This is a genomic window from Pseudomonas sp. N-137 (genome assembly GCF_034555295.1).
GTDB lineage: Bacteria > Pseudomonadota > Gammaproteobacteria > Pseudomonadales > Pseudomonadaceae > Aquipseudomonas > Aquipseudomonas rhizophila.
On the sequence record NZ_JAXUDQ010000006.1, the window covers coordinates 678,202 to 697,562 of the forward strand.

21 protein-coding genes are annotated in these 19,361 nt (G+C 59.6%); 13 read left to right on the top strand and 8 right to left on the bottom strand.

Annotated elements, in window-relative coordinates; all coding sequences use genetic code 11:
• Positions 1–3 precede the first annotated feature (3 nt).
• The 8 genes from pnuC (at position 4) to T3A99_RS05305 (ending at position 6,334) form a co-directional block, all read left to right on the top strand.
• Complete coding sequence (gene pnuC, locus T3A99_RS05270) at positions 4–567, top strand: nicotinamide riboside transporter PnuC (RefSeq protein WP_047226535.1); 564 nt, start codon at positions 4–6, stop codon at positions 565–567.
• Entirely contained in the window at positions 564–1,088 is a 525-nt protein-coding gene (locus tag T3A99_RS05275) for an AAA family ATPase (protein WP_047226536.1), read from the top strand. Before pnuC ends, T3A99_RS05275 begins: the two co-directional genes overlap by 4 nt.
• Before the next feature lie 321 nt (positions 1,089–1,409).
• Positions 1,410–1,859, top strand: coding sequence for a hypothetical protein (locus T3A99_RS05280; protein WP_047226537.1), 450 nt, complete (start codon positions 1,410–1,412; stop codon positions 1,857–1,859).
• Position 1,860: 1 nt separating this feature from the next.
• Positions 1,861–2,439 carry an adhesin gene (locus tag T3A99_RS05285; protein ID WP_173406996.1) on the top strand — a complete coding sequence of 193 codons (579 nt, stop codon included), beginning with the start codon at positions 1,861–1,863 and terminating at the stop codon, positions 2,437–2,439.
• A gap of 63 nt (positions 2,440–2,502) precedes the next feature.
• The gene (locus T3A99_RS05290) at positions 2,503–3,474 is read left to right on the top strand and encodes a hypothetical protein (RefSeq protein WP_047226539.1); all 972 of its coding nucleotides are present in this window, start codon (positions 2,503–2,505) and stop codon (positions 3,472–3,474) included.
• 65 nt (positions 3,475–3,539) lie between these two features.
• The gene (locus T3A99_RS05295) at positions 3,540–4,220 is read left to right on the top strand and encodes a C39 family peptidase (protein ID WP_092397940.1); all 681 of its coding nucleotides are present in this window, start codon (positions 3,540–3,542) and stop codon (positions 4,218–4,220) included.
• A 58-nt stretch (positions 4,221–4,278) separates the two neighbouring features.
• Positions 4,279–5,025: a hypothetical protein gene (locus tag T3A99_RS05300; protein WP_076384967.1), complete on the top strand. Its 747-nt coding sequence runs from the start codon at positions 4,279–4,281 to the stop codon at positions 5,023–5,025.
• Positions 5,026–5,071: 46 nt separating this feature from the next.
• Entirely contained in the window at positions 5,072–6,334 is a 1,263-nt protein-coding gene (locus T3A99_RS05305) for a transporter (RefSeq protein ID WP_076384969.1), read from the top strand.
• A 119-nt stretch (positions 6,335–6,453) separates the two neighbouring features.
• On the opposite strand, the gene T3A99_RS05310 is transcribed toward T3A99_RS05305, so the two are convergent.
• Positions 6,454–7,779: a sigma-54 dependent transcriptional regulator gene (locus tag T3A99_RS05310; protein WP_047226543.1), complete on the bottom strand. Its 1,326-nt coding sequence runs from the start codon at positions 7,777–7,779 to the stop codon at positions 6,454–6,456.
• A 340-nt stretch (positions 7,780–8,119) separates the two neighbouring features.
• On the opposite strand from T3A99_RS05310, the gene T3A99_RS05315 reads away from it, so the two are divergent.
• Positions 8,120–8,386 carry a hypothetical protein gene (locus tag T3A99_RS05315; protein ID WP_047226544.1) on the top strand — a complete coding sequence of 89 codons (267 nt, stop codon included), beginning with the start codon at positions 8,120–8,122 and terminating at the stop codon, positions 8,384–8,386.
• 187 nt (positions 8,387–8,573) lie between these two features.
• Positions 8,574–9,863: a hypothetical protein gene (locus T3A99_RS05320; protein WP_322834021.1), complete on the top strand. Its 1,290-nt coding sequence runs from the start codon at positions 8,574–8,576 to the stop codon at positions 9,861–9,863.
• A 13-nt stretch (positions 9,864–9,876) separates the two neighbouring features.
• Here T3A99_RS05320 and T3A99_RS05325 read toward each other — a convergent pair whose 3' ends face one another.
• From T3A99_RS05325 to gnd, 3 genes are read right to left on the bottom strand one after another with little or no spacing between them, the layout of a single operon-like run.
• On the bottom strand, positions 9,877–10,698 hold the full coding sequence (locus tag T3A99_RS05325) for an HAD family hydrolase (RefSeq protein ID WP_047226638.1): 822 nt from the start codon (positions 10,696–10,698) through the stop codon (positions 9,877–9,879).
• A complete protein-coding gene (zwf, locus tag T3A99_RS05330; protein WP_173406998.1) occupies positions 10,691–12,214 on the bottom strand; it encodes a glucose-6-phosphate dehydrogenase in 1,524 nt (507 codons plus the stop codon). The genes T3A99_RS05325 and zwf overlap by 8 nt, the downstream gene beginning before the upstream one ends.
• Positions 12,211–13,215 (bottom strand): phosphogluconate dehydrogenase (NAD(+)-dependent, decarboxylating), encoded by a 1,005-nt coding sequence (gene gnd, locus T3A99_RS05335; protein WP_260990091.1) that lies wholly within the window; start codon positions 13,213–13,215, stop codon positions 12,211–12,213. The genes zwf and gnd overlap by 4 nt, the downstream gene beginning before the upstream one ends.
• Before the next feature lie 250 nt (positions 13,216–13,465).
• Between gnd and T3A99_RS05340 the strand changes: the two genes are divergently transcribed.
• Together T3A99_RS05340 and T3A99_RS05345 are read left to right on the top strand one after the other, a co-directional pair.
• Positions 13,466–13,639 (top strand): DUF6026 family protein, encoded by a 174-nt coding sequence (locus T3A99_RS05340; protein WP_171061379.1) that lies wholly within the window; start codon positions 13,466–13,468, stop codon positions 13,637–13,639.
• 348 nt (positions 13,640–13,987) lie between these two features.
• Positions 13,988–15,727: a phosphoethanolamine transferase CptA gene (locus T3A99_RS05345; RefSeq protein WP_322834022.1), complete on the top strand. Its 1,740-nt coding sequence runs from the start codon at positions 13,988–13,990 to the stop codon at positions 15,725–15,727.
• Positions 15,728–15,763: 36 nt separating this feature from the next.
• On the opposite strand, the gene T3A99_RS05350 is transcribed toward T3A99_RS05345, so the two are convergent.
• The 4 genes from T3A99_RS05350 to T3A99_RS05365 all read right to left on the bottom strand — a co-directional run bounded on the left by T3A99_RS05350 (position 15,764) and on the right by T3A99_RS05365 (position 18,698).
• Positions 15,764–16,258, bottom strand: coding sequence for a GNAT family N-acetyltransferase (locus T3A99_RS05350; RefSeq protein WP_047226549.1), 495 nt, complete (start codon positions 16,256–16,258; stop codon positions 15,764–15,766).
• A gap of 57 nt (positions 16,259–16,315) precedes the next feature.
• The gene (gene zapE / locus T3A99_RS05355) at positions 16,316–17,437 is read right to left on the bottom strand and encodes a cell division protein ZapE (RefSeq protein ID WP_076384977.1); all 1,122 of its coding nucleotides are present in this window, start codon (positions 17,435–17,437) and stop codon (positions 16,316–16,318) included.
• 151 nt (positions 17,438–17,588) lie between these two features.
• Positions 17,589–17,930 carry a nuclear transport factor 2 family protein gene (locus T3A99_RS05360; RefSeq protein WP_047226551.1) on the bottom strand — a complete coding sequence of 114 codons (342 nt, stop codon included), beginning with the start codon at positions 17,928–17,930 and terminating at the stop codon, positions 17,589–17,591.
• Positions 17,931–17,981: 51 nt separating this feature from the next.
• Positions 17,982–18,698 (bottom strand): helix-turn-helix transcriptional regulator, encoded by a 717-nt coding sequence (locus tag T3A99_RS05365; RefSeq protein ID WP_047226552.1) that lies wholly within the window; start codon positions 18,696–18,698, stop codon positions 17,982–17,984.
• A 191-nt stretch (positions 18,699–18,889) separates the two neighbouring features.
• Between T3A99_RS05365 and T3A99_RS05370 the strand changes: the two genes are divergently transcribed.
• Positions 18,890–19,360: an LEA type 2 family protein gene (locus T3A99_RS05370; RefSeq protein WP_047226553.1), complete on the top strand. Its 471-nt coding sequence runs from the start codon at positions 18,890–18,892 to the stop codon at positions 19,358–19,360.
• The last annotated feature ends 1 nt before the right edge of the window (position 19,361 follow it).

Sequence of the window (19,361 nt, forward strand, 5' to 3'; positions counted from 1 at the left end):
GCCATGTCCGGGCTTGAACTGTTTGCCGCAGCCCTCGGCGTGATTGCTGTCTGGTTGACCGTCAAGCAGAACCCCTGGTGCTGGCCGATCGGCCTGGTCATGGTGCTGCTCTATAGCTGGATCTTCTTCGAAGTGAAGCTGTACTCGGACATGTTGCTGCAGTGTGTCTACGCCGTACTGCAACTCTATGGCTGGTACCAATGGACTCGTGCGGGGCAGCATCATGAGGGGCGACAAATCACCCGTCTGGGCGCGCCTTCAGTATTGCGTGGCCTGGCGGTCGGCGCGGCAGGCAGCCTGATGCTGGGTGCTGCCATGGCGCACTGGACCGACGCCGCCCAGCCCTGGCTCGACGCTGCACTCACCGGTTTCAGTCTCGTGGCGCAGTGGTGGATGGCGCAAAAACGCGTGCAATGCTGGCCGTTGTGGATCGCCCTGGACATCATCTTCGTGGGCTTGTTCATCTACAAGGACCTGTACCTGACCGCTGCGCTCTACGCTTTGTTCACGCTGTTGGCCGTACAAGGCTGGCGCGAATGGCGCGCCGACCCGGTCCTGCGCACATGAAGGTGATGGTGCTCACCGGCCCGGAGTCCAGCGGCAAGAGCTGGCTGGCGGCGCAGTTGCAGGAGCACTTCGGCGGCTTGCGGGTGGACGAATACGTTCGCCACTTCATGGAGCAGAATCCGCGTGAGACCCGCCTGTCGGACATCACCGATATCGCCGCAGGACAGTTGGCCTGGGAAGACGCGGCCCGCGCCGGTAAACCACCGTTGTTGATCCTCGACACCCACCTGTTGAGCAACATCCTCTGGAGCCAAACCCTGTTCGGCGACTGCCCAAGCTGGCTGGAGCCGGCCTTGCTGGCACGCCATTACGACTTGCACCTGCTGCTGAGCCCGCAACAGGTCGAATGGACGGGCGACGGCCTGCGCTGCCAACCCGAACTGGAAGACCGAATGAGGTTTTTCGAGGCTATCGAGCAATGGCTGGTTCGGCATCAGCAACCCTTCCAGGTTATTGAAGGCGATTGGGCGCAACGTCGGGAACGGGTGTTTGCAACCGTGACTCGACTGCTCCAAGCCTGATTTACCCCTCTGTTTGTACCACTCTTGAAACACCCCAGTCTTGGCAAACCCGGCTCCAGAGCACTTCGATGGTTTTTCCAGTGCCTTTGTCAGGTTCTTGAAACACCTGCTTGCGAAGCCTTGAACCAGAGCCAAGCGATAGCGCCCGGCCATTAGCCTTCTATCGGCCTGTCTCACGGATGAAACAGGTGCTGGGCGAAATTCCTCTGAAATATACCAACCAATTGAATTTGATAGATTTTTTATAACCGGCACAACACCTGCTCTTCCTCCTTCGCAACGCTGGACCAAGGCCAGCCCACCGAAGAAGGAATCGATGCCGTGGGGACTTTCAATAGAAGCTTGACCTGCATGCTGTTGATCGGCTGCGCCGCTGGCGCGACGTTCAGCCTCCCTGTGCAGGCCGAGGGCAACGGCGTCATTGTGCTCACCCGTGACGTACAGCCCGTTCATATCGGTCGCAACGGTGGCAAAGACCCCTACCCGAGCACCGTCAACGCCAACCCATCTGATCGAGTCAATCAAGCGACCGCCAGCATTGAGCTGAGCGACGGCGAATTCGCCAGCGTCGCCAGCGGCTCGTCGATCCGCAACGCCGTGAACCCGAACAACACCGGCGTACAAGGTCTGAACATCGTGACCAACCCCAACGGCTTGCCGGGCATGCGCGCCGGTCACGGTGGCGGCAACGGTGGTGCCATCTCCGGCACGATCAACCGCTCGCTGAGTTCAGGGCTGGCCCCGCTGGGCCGGCTGGCCGGAGGTCAGTGACATGAAGCCAACCCTATTTCTGCTTGCCCTGCTCGGCTCGTCCACCGCGTTCGCCGATCCGGGCGCGGCGGTGATCAGCACTGCCAATCTGCAGGATTCCGGCAGCCGCTATACCGGCAACTTCAACGTCAACCAGGCCGCTGGCGATCAGACCCAGCAGACCAACACCCGGGCCATCGCCATCGGCACTCACGCCCAGGCCACCACTGTCGTGCGTCAACGGCTGGATACAGCAGCCAACCCATCGGTGAACGCAACAGCCCGCATCGGCGGCAGTTCATTCAGCAACGGCAACGGAGTGCTGGGCGTGAACCAGTCCGCCGGTGCCAACAACCAGATGGCCAATGTCATGCGGGTGGGTATCAGTGCCCGGCCGCAGAGCATCGACGATAGCGCCCTTTCTCAGCAGAACGTGGCGTTGTTACCAAACTCAGGAGCAACTGGCACCCCAACCGGCAGTCGCCAGGTCGTCACCAGCGACCAGGCCTTCACCGGCAGCCGAGGGGTTATCCAGGTGAACCAGAGTGCCGGGGTGGGGAACCGCATGGCTAACACCCTGAGCATCCGGGTCGCTGACTGACCCGAAAACCGTGGGCATAAGAAAGTACTGACACTTAACCAACGACACGCAAGGAGAAACACCATGAAACCAACAATGGCACTTAAACCATTGGTTTTCGCTCTCGCCGCTGTCATGGCAATGGCTGCACAGGCTGATGGAAACGGACGTGGCAACGGGCATGGCAATCACGGTCCGCAAGGTCCGTCGTTTGAACAACTGCTTTCGATCACCGCCGGGGCTAGCGCGACCGTGATGGATGAGCAGAACAGCGACGGCAACGTGGTGACCAACCAGGCCACCCGCAACACGGCTGAAGCCGCTGACTCGCTCAATGGCAGCAACGGCAATATGGGCGCCAACATCGCCGCCGGCGATGGCAACCAGCAGGACAACGCCGCGGCCATCGCCACTGCAGACGAAGCCTTCATCTTCGGCTCGGCGGTTGCGACCTCCAGCGCCATGCAGGTCAATAACAATAACTACGTCAAAAACAACTCGACCCGAAACAACGCCTCGCTCACCAATGCGGGCAACAATGGCTCCGGCAACATCGGCATCAACGTGACCGCCGGCAACTTCAACCAACAGAAAAACAACCTGGCCATCGCTGTATCGGGCGGACGTGTCGCAGAGGCCGCAGCCTCGGCTGATCAGTCTTCCACCGGCCTTGTGGTCGACAACAAGGGCGTACGGACCTACAAGACCGACACCCTCACCAGCACCTATGCTGCTTCCGGCACATTCAAGGCCAAAGGCACCGGCACCGTCGAAGACGACGACCATGGCGGCTGGGGCAACAGAGGCGGCTACGGCGGCGGTCACGATGACGACAAGTTCAAGTTCTCCGCCGTGGGCACTTTCGAACTGGCCGGCAGCAACACTCAACAAGTGCTGACCCGCGATGGCTGGAAAAACCCTGTCATCAACAACGCGACCATGACCAACTCCATGAACGGCTTCTCCGGTAACGGCGGCGCCAACGTGTCGGCGGGCGTGGGCAACCAGCAAAGCAACTCGCTGTCCATTTCGGCCGGTTGCAGGGCTTGCATGTAAGCGCGATCGAAACGAAGCCCCGGAAACGGGGCTTCTTTCCCAGGTGTGCATAAGGCGTATCGATCATGCGAGCGGCAGCCCTTTCTCTGCTCCTTTGTCTGGCCGGCGTGGCTGAAGCTGCGCAGATGCCGGTCGCCGCCCTGCCCGGCGGCATGCTGGTCTACAAGCCAGTACAGAGTGTGCGCGAGCGCAAGTTCAGTGACATCGTCGAACAGAAAACCGATTTCAGTTGCGGCGCCGCCGCGCTGGCCACGGTACTGCGCCAGGCCTATTGGCTTGACGTGGATGAAGAGCACGTCATCAAGGGCATGCTGGTCAAAGCCGACCATGACCTGGTCCGCACCCAGGGATTTTCCATGCTCGATATGAAGCGCTACGTGGAAAGCATCGGCATGCGCGCCAGGGGCTACCGGATACCGCCGGAAAAGCTCGAGGCAGTGACAATTCCGGTGGTGGTCCTGATGGACATCCGTGGCTACAAGCACTTCGTGGTATTGCAGCGAGCCGACCAGCAATGGGTTTATATCGCCGACCCCGTACTGGGGCACAAGCGCTACGCCCATGACGATTTCGTCAAAGGCTGGAACGGCATCGTGTTTGCCATCGTCGGCCCGGGTTACGACAAGACCAACGCACTGCGCACCCCTCCGCAACCGCTAACGGCGCGTAACAAACTGGACGGGTTCAACCCGGTCAAAGATGCAGAGCTGATGGATTTTGGTTTCATACAGAGCGACTTTTTCTAATCGCCGACCAATCGCCAACCATAAGTACAAAAGGAGCAGGAAGCTCCGGGAGCAGCACATGAAAACTTCACGCTGGCTGGCGTTTGCCAGCCTTGCCGCGGCTGTGTCGGGCCATGCCCACGCCGGATTCAAACCCATCGAAGTCAAGGATCAGGAGCTTGCCGAACTGCGTGGACGCTATGTCATGCCCGGTCGGGTCATCAGCTTCGGCATCGTCATGAGCAGCACCTGGCGCAACGCCAGTGGCGACCTGATTGGTGCGAGCAGTTCCATGCAAATCCAGGCGGCCACCGTCAAACCCCAGTTCTATGTCTCAACGATCAAGCAGACCGGCAATGGCCAGGCCCCGCAACAGGGCAGCGGCAACATTGTCGGTGGCGCGGGCCTGGCCGGTGGCCAGGGCGTGACCCAGAGCGTGCGCGCCGCGGGCGATGGCAATTCCGCCTACAACAACGTCAGCATCAACGTCAGGGAAAGCAACCAGGCACCCGCACTGGTGCCTGCTCAAGGCCAGCTGCTGAGCAAAGGCCAAACCATCAGCGGCAGCAACGCCGCCGGCAGTGTCGCGGTTACCGCCACCGGCAGCGGCGTGCAGATGGCGATCCAGGCCAACCACAACCAGGGTAGTTCTCTGCAACAAGTCGCCCAGGGCGGCTTGCTGCAAAACACTCGCTTGCTGGGTAACAGCAACCTGGTCAACAACATGACGCAACTCAACGTGGTGTTGAACAACAACGGCCTCAGCGCCGGAGCTTTGGACTGCAACCTGACCCAGCTGCGCGGACTGCGCAATCTCGGATATTGAACTACGCTGCCTTGCGACCACTGGGCAAATAGGGACGGCATATTTCATGTATCGATCCGTATCGTTGCGCGCTGTGATGTGCGTAAGCACCCTTTTACCGGCGCCCCTGCTGCAAGCAGCACCTGACGCCGACATTCAAGCACTGAAGCAGGAGCTTCTCGAGCTCAGACAACGATACGAGGTCCAGCAAAGAGCCCTGGCGGTACTCGAGCAGCGAGTCCGCCAGGTCGAAGATCAACCCGCTGCTCCCGCGCCCAAGCGCCTGGCCAAATCCCCAGCCGACATGAAAGGCAACCAGACTGCGGCTGGCGGCAGCGGTTACGGGCAGTCCCTGGCCGATGATTCACAGCCCGCCCAGAGTGTCTCCAACCTCTATGACGAGGCCAGCGGCTTTTTTGGCGGTGGTAAGTTCAGCTTCGAAACCGGCGTGACTTATTCGCGCTACGACACACGACAATTGATTCTGAACGGCTTCCTGGCCCTGGACTCGATTTTCCTGGGCAACATCAACCTGGACAGGATCAAGGCCGACACCTGGACCCTGGACCTCACTGGCCGTTACAACTTCGACAATCGCTGGCAGTTCGACCTCAACGTACCGGTGGTCTACCGCGAATCCACCTATCAGTCCGGCGGTGCCAACCAAGGGGCAGCTGGGGTGACCAGCGAAGAAACCGTTACCCGCGATCCCACCATCGGTGACGTCAACTTCGGCATCGCCTACAAATTCATGGACGAATCGATCAACAGCCCGGACGCGGTGCTCACTCTGCGCGTCAAGGCGCCAACCGGCGAAGAGCCGTTCGGCATCAAGCTGCGCCAGTCCCAGGCCAACACCAACCTGTTCGTGCCTGAAGAGCTGCCCACCGGCAACGGCGTATGGTCGATCACACCCGGGATCTCGCTGGTCAAGACCTTCGATCCGGCTGTGCTGTTCGGTAGCCTTTCCTACACCCATAACTTCGAAGAGTCCTTCGACGACATAAGCTCCACCGTCAACCAGAGGATTCCGGGCAAGGTGCGGATCGGCGACAGCTTCCAGATCGGCGCGGGCATTGCCTTCGCGCTGAACGAGAAGATGAGTATGTCGTTCTCGGTTTCCGACCTCATACAAAAGAAAAGCAAGCTCAAACAGGACGGCGGGGATTGGGAATCGGTGGTTTCCAGCGACGCCAATGCCGGCTACTTCAACATCGGCATGACCGTAGCCGCCAGCGACAACCTGACCATCGTCCCCAACCTGTCCATCGGTCTGACCGACGATGCACCGGACTTCACCTTTAGCCTGAAATTCCCGTATTACTTCTAACGCAGTGCCCTGTGGGAGCGAGCCTGCTCGCGGTAGTGGTAGATCAGTGACCTGTTGGTGACTGACACACCGCTACCGCGAGCAGGCTCGCCCCCACATCGAATAGGGCAAGGCTTGATTCAGCGGATTTGATGCTTGTGCAGAAGCCGGTAGAACGTCGGTCGGGATATGCCCAGCACGCGGGCAGCAACACTCAGGTTGTCACTGTGCCGGTTAAGCACATCGCTCAACGCCTGGCGCTCAGCACGGGTCTTGTAGTCTTCAAGGGTGCCCATCGGCGCCACCGGCCCTTGATGACCTGTCAGGCCAAGGTCCATCGCTTCGATCTGCCGCCCCTCGGCCAACACCAGGCCGCGACGTACTCGGTTGGCCAGCTCACGCACATTGCCCGGCCAGTCATGCTTGCCCATGGCCACCAACGCGTCTTCACTGAAACTGCGAGGCCGGCGACCGGTTTCCTGACTGTAGAAATGCGAGAAGTGGCTGGCCAGCATCGACAAATCGCCATGGCGTTCACGCAACGGCGCCATCAGCACCTGCAGCACGTTCAAGCGATAATACAGGTCTTCACGAAACAGCTTGTGCTCGATGGCTGCTTCCAGATCCACATGGGTGGCGGCCAAAATCCGCACATCCACGGCGATCGGCTGGCTGCCTCCGACCCGCTCGATGTGTTTCTCCTGCAGGAAACGCAACAGATTGGCCTGTAGCTCCAACGGCAGGTCGCCAATTTCATCCAGAAACAGGGTGCCGCCGTGAGCTGCTTCGATCCGCCCGATCTTGCGCTGATGGGCACCCGTGAAAGCGCCTTTCTCGTGCCCGAACAATTCCGACTGGATCAAGTGCTCCGGTATCGCGCCACAATTGATGGCAATGAACGGTTTGTTGCGCCGATGGGATTGGCGATGCAGCGTGCGCGCCACCAACTCCTTGCCGGTGCCGCTTTCACCGCGAATCAACACGGGCGATTCGGCAGGTGCCAGTTTGCTCAACAATTTGCGCAGCTCCCGAATGGGTTTGCTGTCGCCCAGTAATTCATGTTCGGGCTCATTGATGTGAATCGAGCCCTGTCCGCGCAAACGCGCCATGCCAAAGGCGCGGCCCAGAGTCACCTGAACCCGGGACACGTCGAATGGCAAGGTATGAAAATCAAAAAACCACTCGCAGACAAAGTCCCCCACATTCTTCAGACGCAACACTTCCTGATTCAGCACGGCGATCCACTCGGTGCCGCTGCGGCTGATCAACTCCTTGACCGCCTCCGGCCGTTCCAGATGAAAAGGTTGAAGTCGCAACAGGCCCACATCGCACGTTCGATCGCCCGCATGTTCAAGGGAACAGCTCTCCACGTCCCAGCCAATGGTGCGTAATCCGGGCAACAGGCGATGGCAATCATCGCAGGGATCAACCACGAGCAGACGACGCGACGTACTGGCTTCGATCATGACTGATCCTTGGCGCCAAAATAAGGAATATGAGGAAAAACAGTCGTTTGGCGAACCTGCATGTAACAGTAGCAAGAAGTTGACACCTGCTTGTATCAATTGATTATCGAGTTCGCTTTAAAGTGGTTATAAGCGCGCGTTTCGTTAGTTGTCGCCCGCTTGAATCTTTCATCAAGCTTTCAAACAAAAGTCCAAAAGCCGGGTCTGAAAGAAAATCGAAATTTATTTAAGGAATGTGTGACCTGCCCCCCCTTACAAGACATCAGTACAAGTAACCAGCCGCCCGGTACGCCCAACCGACGGCACATCATTTGATTGGGCATACTTAAGAGATAACGCCATGAACGCCCCGCTCCGTATCAACGAAGCTCTTTTGATTGCCGACCGCGCCTTTCGTCCTTTTCAATGCGTGGCCTGGGCTCCACAAGACGGTAATGGTGAACTGAGCCTGACCGTCATTGACCGCACCAATACTCATATTGGCCGCACTCAGATTCCAAGCAGTGCCTACACCGACCCGGCCCAACTGGCTGACTGCTTGAAACAGGCCCGTGCCGAGTTGAGCCAGGAAGGCTACACCCTGCAATCCTGGTCCATGCCTGAGTAAATCCTTAGCGGTAAACCTGATGATGGATTGCAGGCTTTGCACTGGATCGAAAAGCCAGTGTTCTGGCACGATTCGCTGCTGTTTCTGCAGCGTCTGATAGTTGTGCATTGTCACATTCAGGGATTGAATGTTGCCCTCATGCAGTCGTCGCCCCTCCGGGCTTATCGACACGCAAGGAGAGGCATGCATGCTCGATCAAACCGCGTTTGCAATGCGGACGGCCGCAGCCTGTGCCGGCCAACTCGACCCAGGCTTTGCCGATAACGGTAAAGCCTGGGTGCATTTTACCGGTAGCTTCGGGAGCCGGACCACGGGCCTGACGGTCGATCATGCCGGAAGGATCCTGGTGGCAGCCCGGATCGAAACGACCGAAGGCAGCCGGTTCGGGCTTGCACGGCTCAACCACGACGGTTCGGCTGACGCGAGCTTCGGACACCATGGCTATGTGATCGGCTCTTTTGAGCGCGGCTTCGAAGCCACGGCAGGCAAGGTGATGGAATTACCCGACGGCCGTATCCTGCTGTCCGGTCTGCACTACGAAAACACCGACCGCACCCTGCCCGCCATCGCGCTGTTCGATCAGCAGGGCCGCGCCGTTCAAAGCTTCGGCAGCGCCGGGCGGCAGGTCATACGGCTGTGCGGCAATCTTTCCCAAGGTCTGCGCGACACCTGGCTCCCACCCGGCGTACCGGGTCTTGAAGCCTGCGACATGCGGGTGCAGGCCGATGGCCGGATCCTCATCCTCGCCAATCATCATTACCAATTATCTGACCATGTCGGCATCCTGATCCGGCTCCTGCCCGACGGCGCATTGGACACTTCGTTCAACAACCGCGGCTTTGTGATGGTCCGGCATCTGTTGAAAAACACTTGGCTGGGTTGTGTGGCGCTTCAGGCCGACGGCAGCATCGTGGTCGGCGGAGTGATTGACTTGCCCCAACAAGGTTTGATGGCCCGCTATGATCCCAGCGGCACACTTGATGACAGCTTTGGCGAGGACGGTTTCCTGTCCATCACGACCCAACAGCACAGCGTGATGGTCAGCCAGATCGTCCAACTTCCAGACGGTGATCTGCAAGCACTGGGCAGCAGCCGCGACCCGATGCATTGCCTGTCGCTAAGAGTGGGCAGGGACGGCAAACCGGACCCTCGCTGCAATCAAGTACAGTGTCAGTTCCTGAAATTTGGCAACAGCGCCAGTCAGTGGACGGCGGCCCAGCTTCAAGCAGACGCAAAGCTGGTGACCGCTGGGGCCACCATCGGCGGTATCGAAACTGACTTCGTTCTGGCCCGGCACTTGCCGGACGCCAGCCTCGATCCGGATTTCGGTGAGGGCAGAGGTTGGGTCCGCACTCGACTGGGCTACAGCCTCGACACCGCCACATCCCTGGCGCTGCAGGCAGACGGGAAGATCCTGGTGGGCGGCTATTCTCTGCATGGCAAGTATCGAGCAGTGGTGGTGCGGTACCGGCCCTGAGGATTTGCTTGGTTCATCGAGCCAGAATGAATCGCTCGATTGCCAGCGCCGCGCCGTCTTCGGTGTTGGCTGCGGTGATGACATCGGCCTGACGCTGAATCGCCTCCTCCGCCTGCCCCATGGCAATCGACAACCCCGCACGGTGAAACATCGCCGGATCGTTGCCACCGTCGCCCATGGCGGCAGTCTGTTCCAACGGCACCCCCAGGAACGCTGCCAGGGTCGCCAGCGCTTCACCCTTGTTTGCCCGCATCGCCGTCACATCCAGATAGATCGGTTGCGAACGCGAGACCTGAGCCTGGCCCTTGAGCAGCGGATGCAAACGCGCCTCCAGCTCAACCAGTAGCTGCGTATTGGCGCTGGTGGCGACGATCTTGTCGATACGTTCCAGGTAAGGCTCGAAACTCTCGACTTGCACCGGCGGATAGCCAAGCCCACGCGTCTCCACCGGCACCATCGGACCGTTGGCGTCGCGCACCAGCCAGTCGCCGTCGGCAAACACCCAGACCTCGATATCAGGCTGGTCGGCGTACAAGGCCAGCGTCGCCAAAGCCGCCTCAGGTGGCAGGTAGTGCACGGCGAGGAAACTGCCGTCCGGGTGGACCAGCGTACCGCCATTGAACGCGGCGGTAGGCAGGTCCACGCCCAAGGCTTCGATCTGCTGCAACATCGCCCGGGGCGGCCGCCCGGTGGCGAGGCTGAACATCACGCCCGCCTCGCGCAGCGAGCGAACGGCCTCGATAGTGCGCTGGTTGAGACTGTGGTCGGGCAGCAGCAGCGTGCCGTCCATGTCACTGAGTAAAAACCGGATGGGGTGTTTCACCTGATCACTCATCGAGCGCATGCCAAACGCGGCCATCGCGTGTCAGCAGGTCATCTGCGGCCGACGGACCATCTTCACCGGCCTTGTAGAACTGGACCGTCGCGTCCTGTTGCCAGGCATCGAGGAACGGCTGGACCACACGCCAGCCGTTTTCAATGTTGTCGGCACGCTGGAACAAGGTCTGATCGCCGGTCAGGCAGTCGTAGATCAAGGTTTCGTAGCCCGTGGACGGTTGCATTTCGAAGAAGTCCTTGTAGGCAAATCCCAGCTCAATATTCGCCATGTCGAGGGTTGGCCCCGGCCGCTTGGCCAGCAGGTCGAACCACATGCCTTCATTGGGCTGGATCTGGATTCTCAAGTACGTAGGTTGCAGTTCATCGACTTCGGTATCGCGAAACTGCGCGTAAGGCGCCGGTTTGAAGCAGATGACAATTTCCGTGTCCCGCACACTCATGCGTTTGCCTGTGCGCAGGTAAAACGGCACCCCGACCCAACGCCAGTTATCGATCATCACCTTGAGGGCGACGTAGGTTTCGGTATTGCTGTCGGGCGCGACATTCGCTTCCTCGCGGTAACCATTGACCGGTCTGTCGCCGACGTGGCCTGCGGTGTACTGGCCACGCACCGAATTGGCGCGGGCCTGCTCCACCGACCAGGGGCGAATGGCCCCGACCACCTTGGCCTTCTCACCACGCACCGCATCGGCGCCAAAGGCGGCCGGCGGTTCCATGGCCACCATCGCCAGCAACTGGAACAAGTGGTTGGGTACCATATCCCGCAGGGCGCCGGTGTGTTCGTAGAAACTGCCACGGGTTTCCACGCCAACGGTTTCCGCGGCGGTGATTTGTACGTGGTCGATGTAGTGATTGTTCCAGAAGGCCTCGAACAGGCTGTTGGAAAAACGGCTGACCAGAATGTTCTGCACCGTTTCCTTGCCCAGATAATGGTCGATCCGGTAGATCTGTTTTTCGCTCATGACTTTGAGCAGGCAGGCATTGAGCGCTTCGGCGGTTTGCAGGTCGGAACCGAACGGTTTCTCGATCACCACACGCCGGAAGGCATCATCCTGTTCCTGAAGCAGCCCAGCCGCGCCAAGGCGGCGGACCACTTCACTGAAAAAGCGCGGCGCGGTCGCCAGATAGAAAACCGCGTTGCCGGTGCCCCTGGCGGCGATTTTCGCCGCCAGTGCTTGGTAGGTGCTGTCGTCGAGGAAGTCACCCTGAACATAACTGATGCCCCGAGCCAGGCTGGCCCACAGCACCGGGTCGAGCGCCCGGTCGGCATCACCGCCCTTGCTCGCCGCCTGGTGACGGATGAAATCCTCGAGTTTCCGGGCGAAGTCCACATCACTGATAGCATTATGGTCAACGCCAATGATCTGCAGGCCATCCCCCAGCAGCCCGTCGCGACTGAGGTGGTACAGCGCCGGCATCAGCAGACGCTTGACCAGATCACCATGGGCGCCGAACAGAAACAGCGTGGTCGGCGGCGCGGGTTCTGCCTTGGATTTCCTGCCGATCGAGGTCATTTTTTCGGCGTCTCCACGTGACCACCGAAGCCAAAGCGCATGGCCGAGAGCATCTTGTCACCGTAGGTGCTCTGCTGGCGCGAGCGGAAACGGGCGAACAATGAACTGGAGAGCACCGGCACCGGCACCGCTTGCTCAATGGCCGCTTCGATGGTCCAGCGCCCTTCACCACTGTCGGCAACCTCACCAGAGAAGCCGTCCAGCTTCGGATCGCTGGCCAAGGCGTCGGCGGTCAAATCCAGCAGCCAGGACGACACCACACTGCCGCGACGCCAGACTTCGGCGATATCGGCCACGTTCAAGTCAAATCGCTGCTCAGGTGGCAGGCTTTCGCTGGATTTGGTCTTGAGGATGTCAAAGCCCTCGGCGAAGGCCTGCATCATTCCGTATTCAATGCCGTTGTGGATCATCTTCACGAAATGCCCCGAACCGGCTGGGCCCGCGTGGATGTAGCCGCGTTCAGCGCGATCATCGTCGGACTTGCGGTCCCGGGTGCGCGGGATATCGCCCATCCCTGGTGCCAGGCTGTCAAACAAGGGGTCCAGGCGCTTCACCACTTCGGCGTCACCCCCAATCATCATGCAATAACCGCGTTCCAGGCCCCAGACGCCGCCGGAAGTGCCGACGTCGATATAATTCAGGCCCTTGACCGACAACGCCTGCGCGCGACGGATGTCATCCTTGTAGTACGTGTTACCGCCATCAATGATGACGTCGCCCGGCTCCAGCAACTCGCTGAGAGCGTTAATCGTGTCTTCGGTGGGTGCGCCGGCAGGCAACATGACCCAGACAGCCCGTGGTTTTTCCAGACCGGCCACCAGTTGCGGCAGATCCGCGACGCCCGTTGCGCCCTCCTGGCTCAGGTTTTCAACAAAGGCGGCATTGCGATCGTAGACGACGGTGGTATGCCCATTGAGCATCAGGCGCCGCGCAATATTGCCGCCCATGCGGCCCAGTCCAATGATCCCGAGTTGCATGTGCTGATGCTCCCTACTACAAATAAAGGTGTGTCAAAGGTTTAGCTCAATCGACGAGTGGAGGTTAGTCCAGAGCATTGCTGCATAGTTTCCGGGTAATTCGAGCGATCACAAGGGATAACGCTCCAGATCCGGCCAAAGACACAGCGACCATGAAAAATAAAAAAGTTCCAATCACAAGCAAAAGAAATCAGAATCGGCGCCGATAGTAGAGGTGTCGACCAAATACTGGCGACATCTCTATAGTTGATGTACGCCATTTGCGAGGTGAGCAATGGACTCCGTAGTTACCGCACGTCCTCCCCAAACCCTTTACGTGACCATTCGTCGCGACGAATTACGCCTGCTCAAAGAAGAGCGTGATCTGCTGCTTGATGAGGTGACGCAATTGCGCATGCAGTTGCAACACTCCCAGCTGTCCCATCAGAGCCAGGCCCTGGCTCGGTAACCCCCGAGCAGAGGCGCGGCGCCGGAAGTGGCACTGGACAAACCGGTGTCATTTCCATGTGTACCCATTCGTGCCAAGGGCATGTGTTCTTGCCGCAGCACGTAGCGGCCAGCCCCTGAGTGCGCGGGTTTCAGTGCGTGAGGTTGCAACGCGACCACCGGAAATAAACCTCCTCGCCACAAAAAACGCCTTCGCCACAGCCCCCCGACATTCGTTTTGTAACCAAATATCTAACAAACTTTTCACACCCCCATCGCGATACTCCCGGCCTTTTAGGTAGTTCGGCGCATGTCTGTGGGCATCCATTGGGTGCCAGCGGCTTTGTCGACAGGAAGGCTGGAGCGCTTGATGAGTTTGTTCAAACGCAGCACAACGACTGCGAAAAGTTTCGACTGGGCCGGGTTTGGCTGGTTATTTCTGTTTTTCTGGTATTTCTCGGGCATTACCCAACTGCTCATACTGGTGACCGACACCTCTGGGTTCACCGGGTTTCGCCAGGCATTCGTGATGAGCGCGCTGTGGCTTGCGCCCATGCTGCTCTTTCCTGCCCGGACCCGTTTACTTGCTGCGCTGATCGGCGTGGTCCTGTGGGCTTGCTCCATGGCCAGCCTGGGCTACTTCTTCATCTATCAGCAGGAGTTTTCCCAGAGCGTCATCTTCATCATGTTCGAATCGAACGTGTCCGAAGCCGGCGAGTACATGACGCAGTATTTTGCCTGGTGGATGGTGGCGGCCTTCCTGGCCCATACCGCCGTCGGATATTGGCTCTGGACACGTCTGCGCCCGGTGTACCTGCCCCGCGGCCAAGCCATGGTCGCGGCGACTGCGATTGTGGTGGCAGTTGCCGGCTATCCGCTGGTCAAGCACACCCTGCGTGCAGGTACATTTGCCGGTGGCCTGGAGAAATTCGAAAGTCGCATCGAGCCGGCCGTGCCGTGGCAGATGCTGGTTGCTTACCGGCGCTATGGCGAACAACTGGAAAACATGCAGGGCATGCTTCACAGCGCCAGCAAGATCGCCCCCCTGGGCCACCTGAAGGACGCCATGGCCGACCAGCCCGCCACTCTGGTGCTGGTCATCGGCGAGTCCACCAACCGCCAGCGCATGAGCCTGTACGGTTACCCAAGGAAAACCACGCCGGAACTGGACAAGCTCAAGGACCAGCTCTCGGTTTTCGACAATGTCATCACCCCGCGCCCCTACACCATCGAAGCGCTGCAGCAGGTGCTGACGTTCGCCGATGAACAGAACCCAGACCTTTACCTGAGCACACCGTCCCTGGTGAGCATGATGAAGCAGGCCGGTTACAAGACCTTCTGGATCACTAACCAGCAGACCATGACCAAGCGCAACACCATGCTCACGACCTTCTCTCAACAAGCCGATGCGCAGGTATACCTGAACAACAACCGCAACCAGAACGCGGCGCAATACGACGGCGATGTGATCGCCCCGTTCAACCAGGCCCTGGCAGACAGCGCTGCGCGCAAACTGATCGTGGTGCACCTGCTCGGCACCCACATGAGCTATCAATACCGGTATCCGCCCAGCTTCAAGACGTTCACCGACCGCCAGGGCGTACCGGCGGGGGTACGTGACGACCAGGTCCCGACCTACAACAGTTACGACAACGCGGTGCTGTACAACGACTTCGTAGTGTCCAGCCTGATCAAGGACTACGCCAAAACCGACCCCAACGGCTTTTTGCTGTACCTGTCGGACCATGGCGAAGACGTGTTCGATTCGCCGGGCCACAGCACGCTTGGCCGCAACGAAGGCAAGCCGACCGCGCCGATGTACACCGTTCCGTTCATCGCCTGGGCCTCGCCCAAGTGGCGTGAAACTCATGACTGGAACTTCAGCGCTGACCTGTCACGCCCCTACAGCAGCGCTCACTTGATCCACACCTGGGCAGACCTGGCCGGTTTGAGTTTTGATGAGCTGGACCGCAGTAAAAGCCTGGTGAACGATGACTTCAAGGCCCGCCCGCTGTTGATCGGCAACCCTTATGAACACCAGCGCAAAGCCTTGATCGACTTCAGCCTGATGCAGCCCAAGACGCCTGCGGTGCGGGTCGTGCAAAAATAACCGCACTGCCCTCGCCCGCTACCACAGGGGCGGCCTCTACAGGGGCTTTGTCCAGAACAGCATACGGCCATGGGCCGGGTCGAACATGCCAGGGGCAAAGCCAAACCTGGTATAGCTGGCCTGGGCGATGGCATTGCCTTCAAGCACTTCCAGGGTGATTTTGCAGCAACCCCGCTGGCGGGCGATATCCTCGACCTTCTGCAGCATCTTCTGGCTCAACCCCAACCCGCGGAACGGCTTCATCACCACAACATCGTGGACATTGACCAGCGGTCTGCAGGCGAAGGTCGAAAAACCTTCGAAGCAATTGACCAGGCCCGCTGGTTCGCCGTTGACGAAAGCCAGTACGCTGAAGGCATGCGGGCGCTTGGCCAGTTCCTCGGGTAGATGCAGCAGCACTTCCGGCGGCAGCGACTGACCACCGCCCATTGGATCTTCGGCATAGCCGTTGAGCACATAACAGATTGCTTCGGCGTGGACTGCATTGGTGTAGCTGGCTTGCAATACAAGAATGTCCCTGGTTTCTTCCACGGCGTTCCATCTCACTTCGGTAGTACCGACGGCTCCGGTGCCGTCGGCGGGATACGGTCAGGCGGACTGACCAAAACGCTGCATTTGCATTTCCTGCAGGCGGCTGAGCGTACGACGAAACGGGAATTGCAGATAGCCCTCGGTGTACAACCGGTCCATCGGTACCTGTGCCGAAAGGTACAACGGCACCTTGCGGTCGTAGCATTCATCGACCAGGGCAATGAACCGTCGCACACCGTCATCATGAATGGACAACTGCGGCAACTCACGATCACCGGCCTCGACCCTTTCAACCCCGTCTTCGGTTCCACGGGCAATGCGCCCCTCGCGCTGCTCGGCGCTCAGATTGGGTACGTCGCTGATCAGAATGGCCTTGAAACGGTCGCACAGTGCCATGAAATCCATGGCTGAGAACGGCTGTTCGCACATATCCGCGTAACGACTCCAGAGCACCGTATCGCTGGCCCGCACGGGCTGAAGCAGACGATGGCCAACTTCAATCGGCAAACTGTTGGACGCCTGTCCTGCGGTCAACTGGGCAAAAACAGCCTCCAACGGATCGGGTTGTCCGCCGTCGCGTAGCCAGTAGCGCTGCTGCAATGCTCCCGGATGCTGGCGATGATCTTGCCATCCGTTCACCGGCACGACCCGCATGTGCTGCTTGATCGCCGTGATGGTGGGCAGGAATCGCTCGCGGTTGTGGCCGTTGGCATAAAGCTCCTCGGGCGGCAGGTTGGAGGTGCTGACCACCACCATGCCCCGCTCGAACATGACCTGAAACAGACGGCTCAGAATGATGGCATCGCCAATGTCGGTGACGAACAACTCGTCGAAACACAACACCCTGACCTCTTGGCTCAGTTCTGCAGCCAATGCCTGCAAAGGGTCCGGCGTGCCCGTAAGCTGGAACGAGCGCTGATGCACCCAGGCCATGAAATGATGGAAATGCTGACGACGGGCCGGCACCCTCAGGCTTTCGTAGAAACGGTCCATCAACCAGGTCTTGCCGCGGCCGACCGGCCCCCAGAGATAAACGCCCTGGATCGACTTGCGCCCCTCGTGCAGTGCCTGGTGGCACTCTTGCAGAGCCATGATGGCCAGTTCCTGGGCTTCATCCTGGACAAAGCCATGGTGTTCGATGGCATGCTGCCAGGCGCTCAAGGGGGAGTCGAAAGTCATACGGCCCGGATCCGGAAAACGAGGTCGGGGAGTATGCCATGTCGGCGGCTTTGAGTGAGTGATCTCACCTGCCTGTGAATCCAAGCAAAACCCTGTGGCGAGGGCGATTTATCCCCTCCCCACAGGTGTTGACGATCCAACGTGCAAACATCTAGATCGAGATATCCAGCCGACTGATCTTCCCCTGCTCGTCGAGCCGGAAGGTGTAGCGCAACTCCAGCGGGCTGCCGGGGAAAGTTCCGGAGATCAGGTTATGCACCAGCACCTTGCCGGTGCGTTGCTGCACATTGAGCACCTCGACCCGAGGCTGTAAACGCCGGGCGGTGTCTTCCATCCATTGAGCGATGGCCTGGGTGCCGGCGCGGTGCTGGCCTTCATCGAACACGTTGGCATCCTCGGCGAAAAAACGCGTCACCGCCGAACTGTCACGGGCATTGGCGGCTGCAATGTAGCCGGCAATGGCCGGGGCCAGGGAAGAGACGGGATTGGACATGGTAGGGCTCCTTGTTTTATCGATCTGACACCATGCTAGAACAGCCTTGTGTCAGTTTTTGTCAGGAGTGAAACGCCCCATTTCGTCCAGTTCCATCAGCTTGAACCAGGCGCGCAACAAGTCGCTGCGCCGGCCAGGATAGCGCTCGCCCTGCTCGGTGGCAGAAGCAATCCGGTCAGTGCGAAAGGTCCGATAGGCGCCGCGTAGTTCACACCAGGCAACCACTACCCGCGCCTCATTGAAAAAACCCAGGGCCAACGGCCAGATCAGGCGCTGGCTGGGGGTTTTGTTCACGTCGGCGTAATCGATATGCAGCTTGGCTTGGGCGCGAATGGCCTGGCGGTACACATTCAGCTCCACCGTATTCTGTGGATAGCCATAGCCAGGAGGCCCGGGCAATACCGTGGGGTTGCGCAGGGCATCCCGGACGTCAGGCGCCAGCACTGCGGCCACCTTGGCCAAAGCGTCGGCAGCAGCCTTGCCCAGCACCTCGTCGCCACGCTGATCAACGTAGCGCAGCCCCAGCACAATGGCTTCGATTTCATCAGCCGTGAACATCAATGGCGGCAGGAACAGGCCGCTGCGCAACACATAGCCAATGCCCGCCTCGCCCTGGATCGGCGCCCCCAGGGCCGAGAGTTCGGCGATATCGCGGTAGAGCGTGCGCTCGGACACTTTCAACTCGGCCGCCAATGTCGCAGCGGTAACCGGGCAGCGCTTGCCTCGCAAGACTTGCAATAATGTGAGCAGTCGAGTGGTACGCGACACGATGGGCGATCCGGAAAAAAGATTGACGCAGATTAGCAGAGCCTGCTGTCAGAAACTGTCAGGAGCCATGAGCCCTGTCTGGATTGAACTGGACGGGAAACCGCGTGATGTGCGGTGGTTTGAGAGAAATGTGGGTTATCGTGCTCAACAGCTCGCCCGTTTGCCCTACCTATTATCGTGAGAGTTTATCCATGCGCAGAGCCCTCGGTGTGTCCCTTTTCCTGATGTTGCTCAGCCTGAGCGCCTGCGCCCTCTTCCCGCACCGCGATCCGCTGAACATCACCGTGGTGGGCATCGAACCGTTGCCCAGCCAGGAGCTGGAGATGCGCTTTGCCGTGAAACTGCGATTGCAGAACCCTAACGAAACCGCCATCGATTACAACGGTGTCGCGCTCGACCTCGAGGTTAATGGCCGGACACTGGCATCGGGGGTCAGCGATCAGACCGGATCCATCCCACGGTTCTCCGAGGCGGTACTGAGCGTGCCAGTGAGCATCTCGGCTTTCTCCGTGCTGCGCCAGACGCTGGGCCTGAGCCAGACCCAAAGCCTGGACAACCTGCCTTACGTACTCAAAGGCAAACTGGCCGGTGGACTGTTCGGCACCCTGCGCTTCGTGGACCGCGGCACCCTGGACTTGCCGGGTACCGCGGCCACTTGGTAAA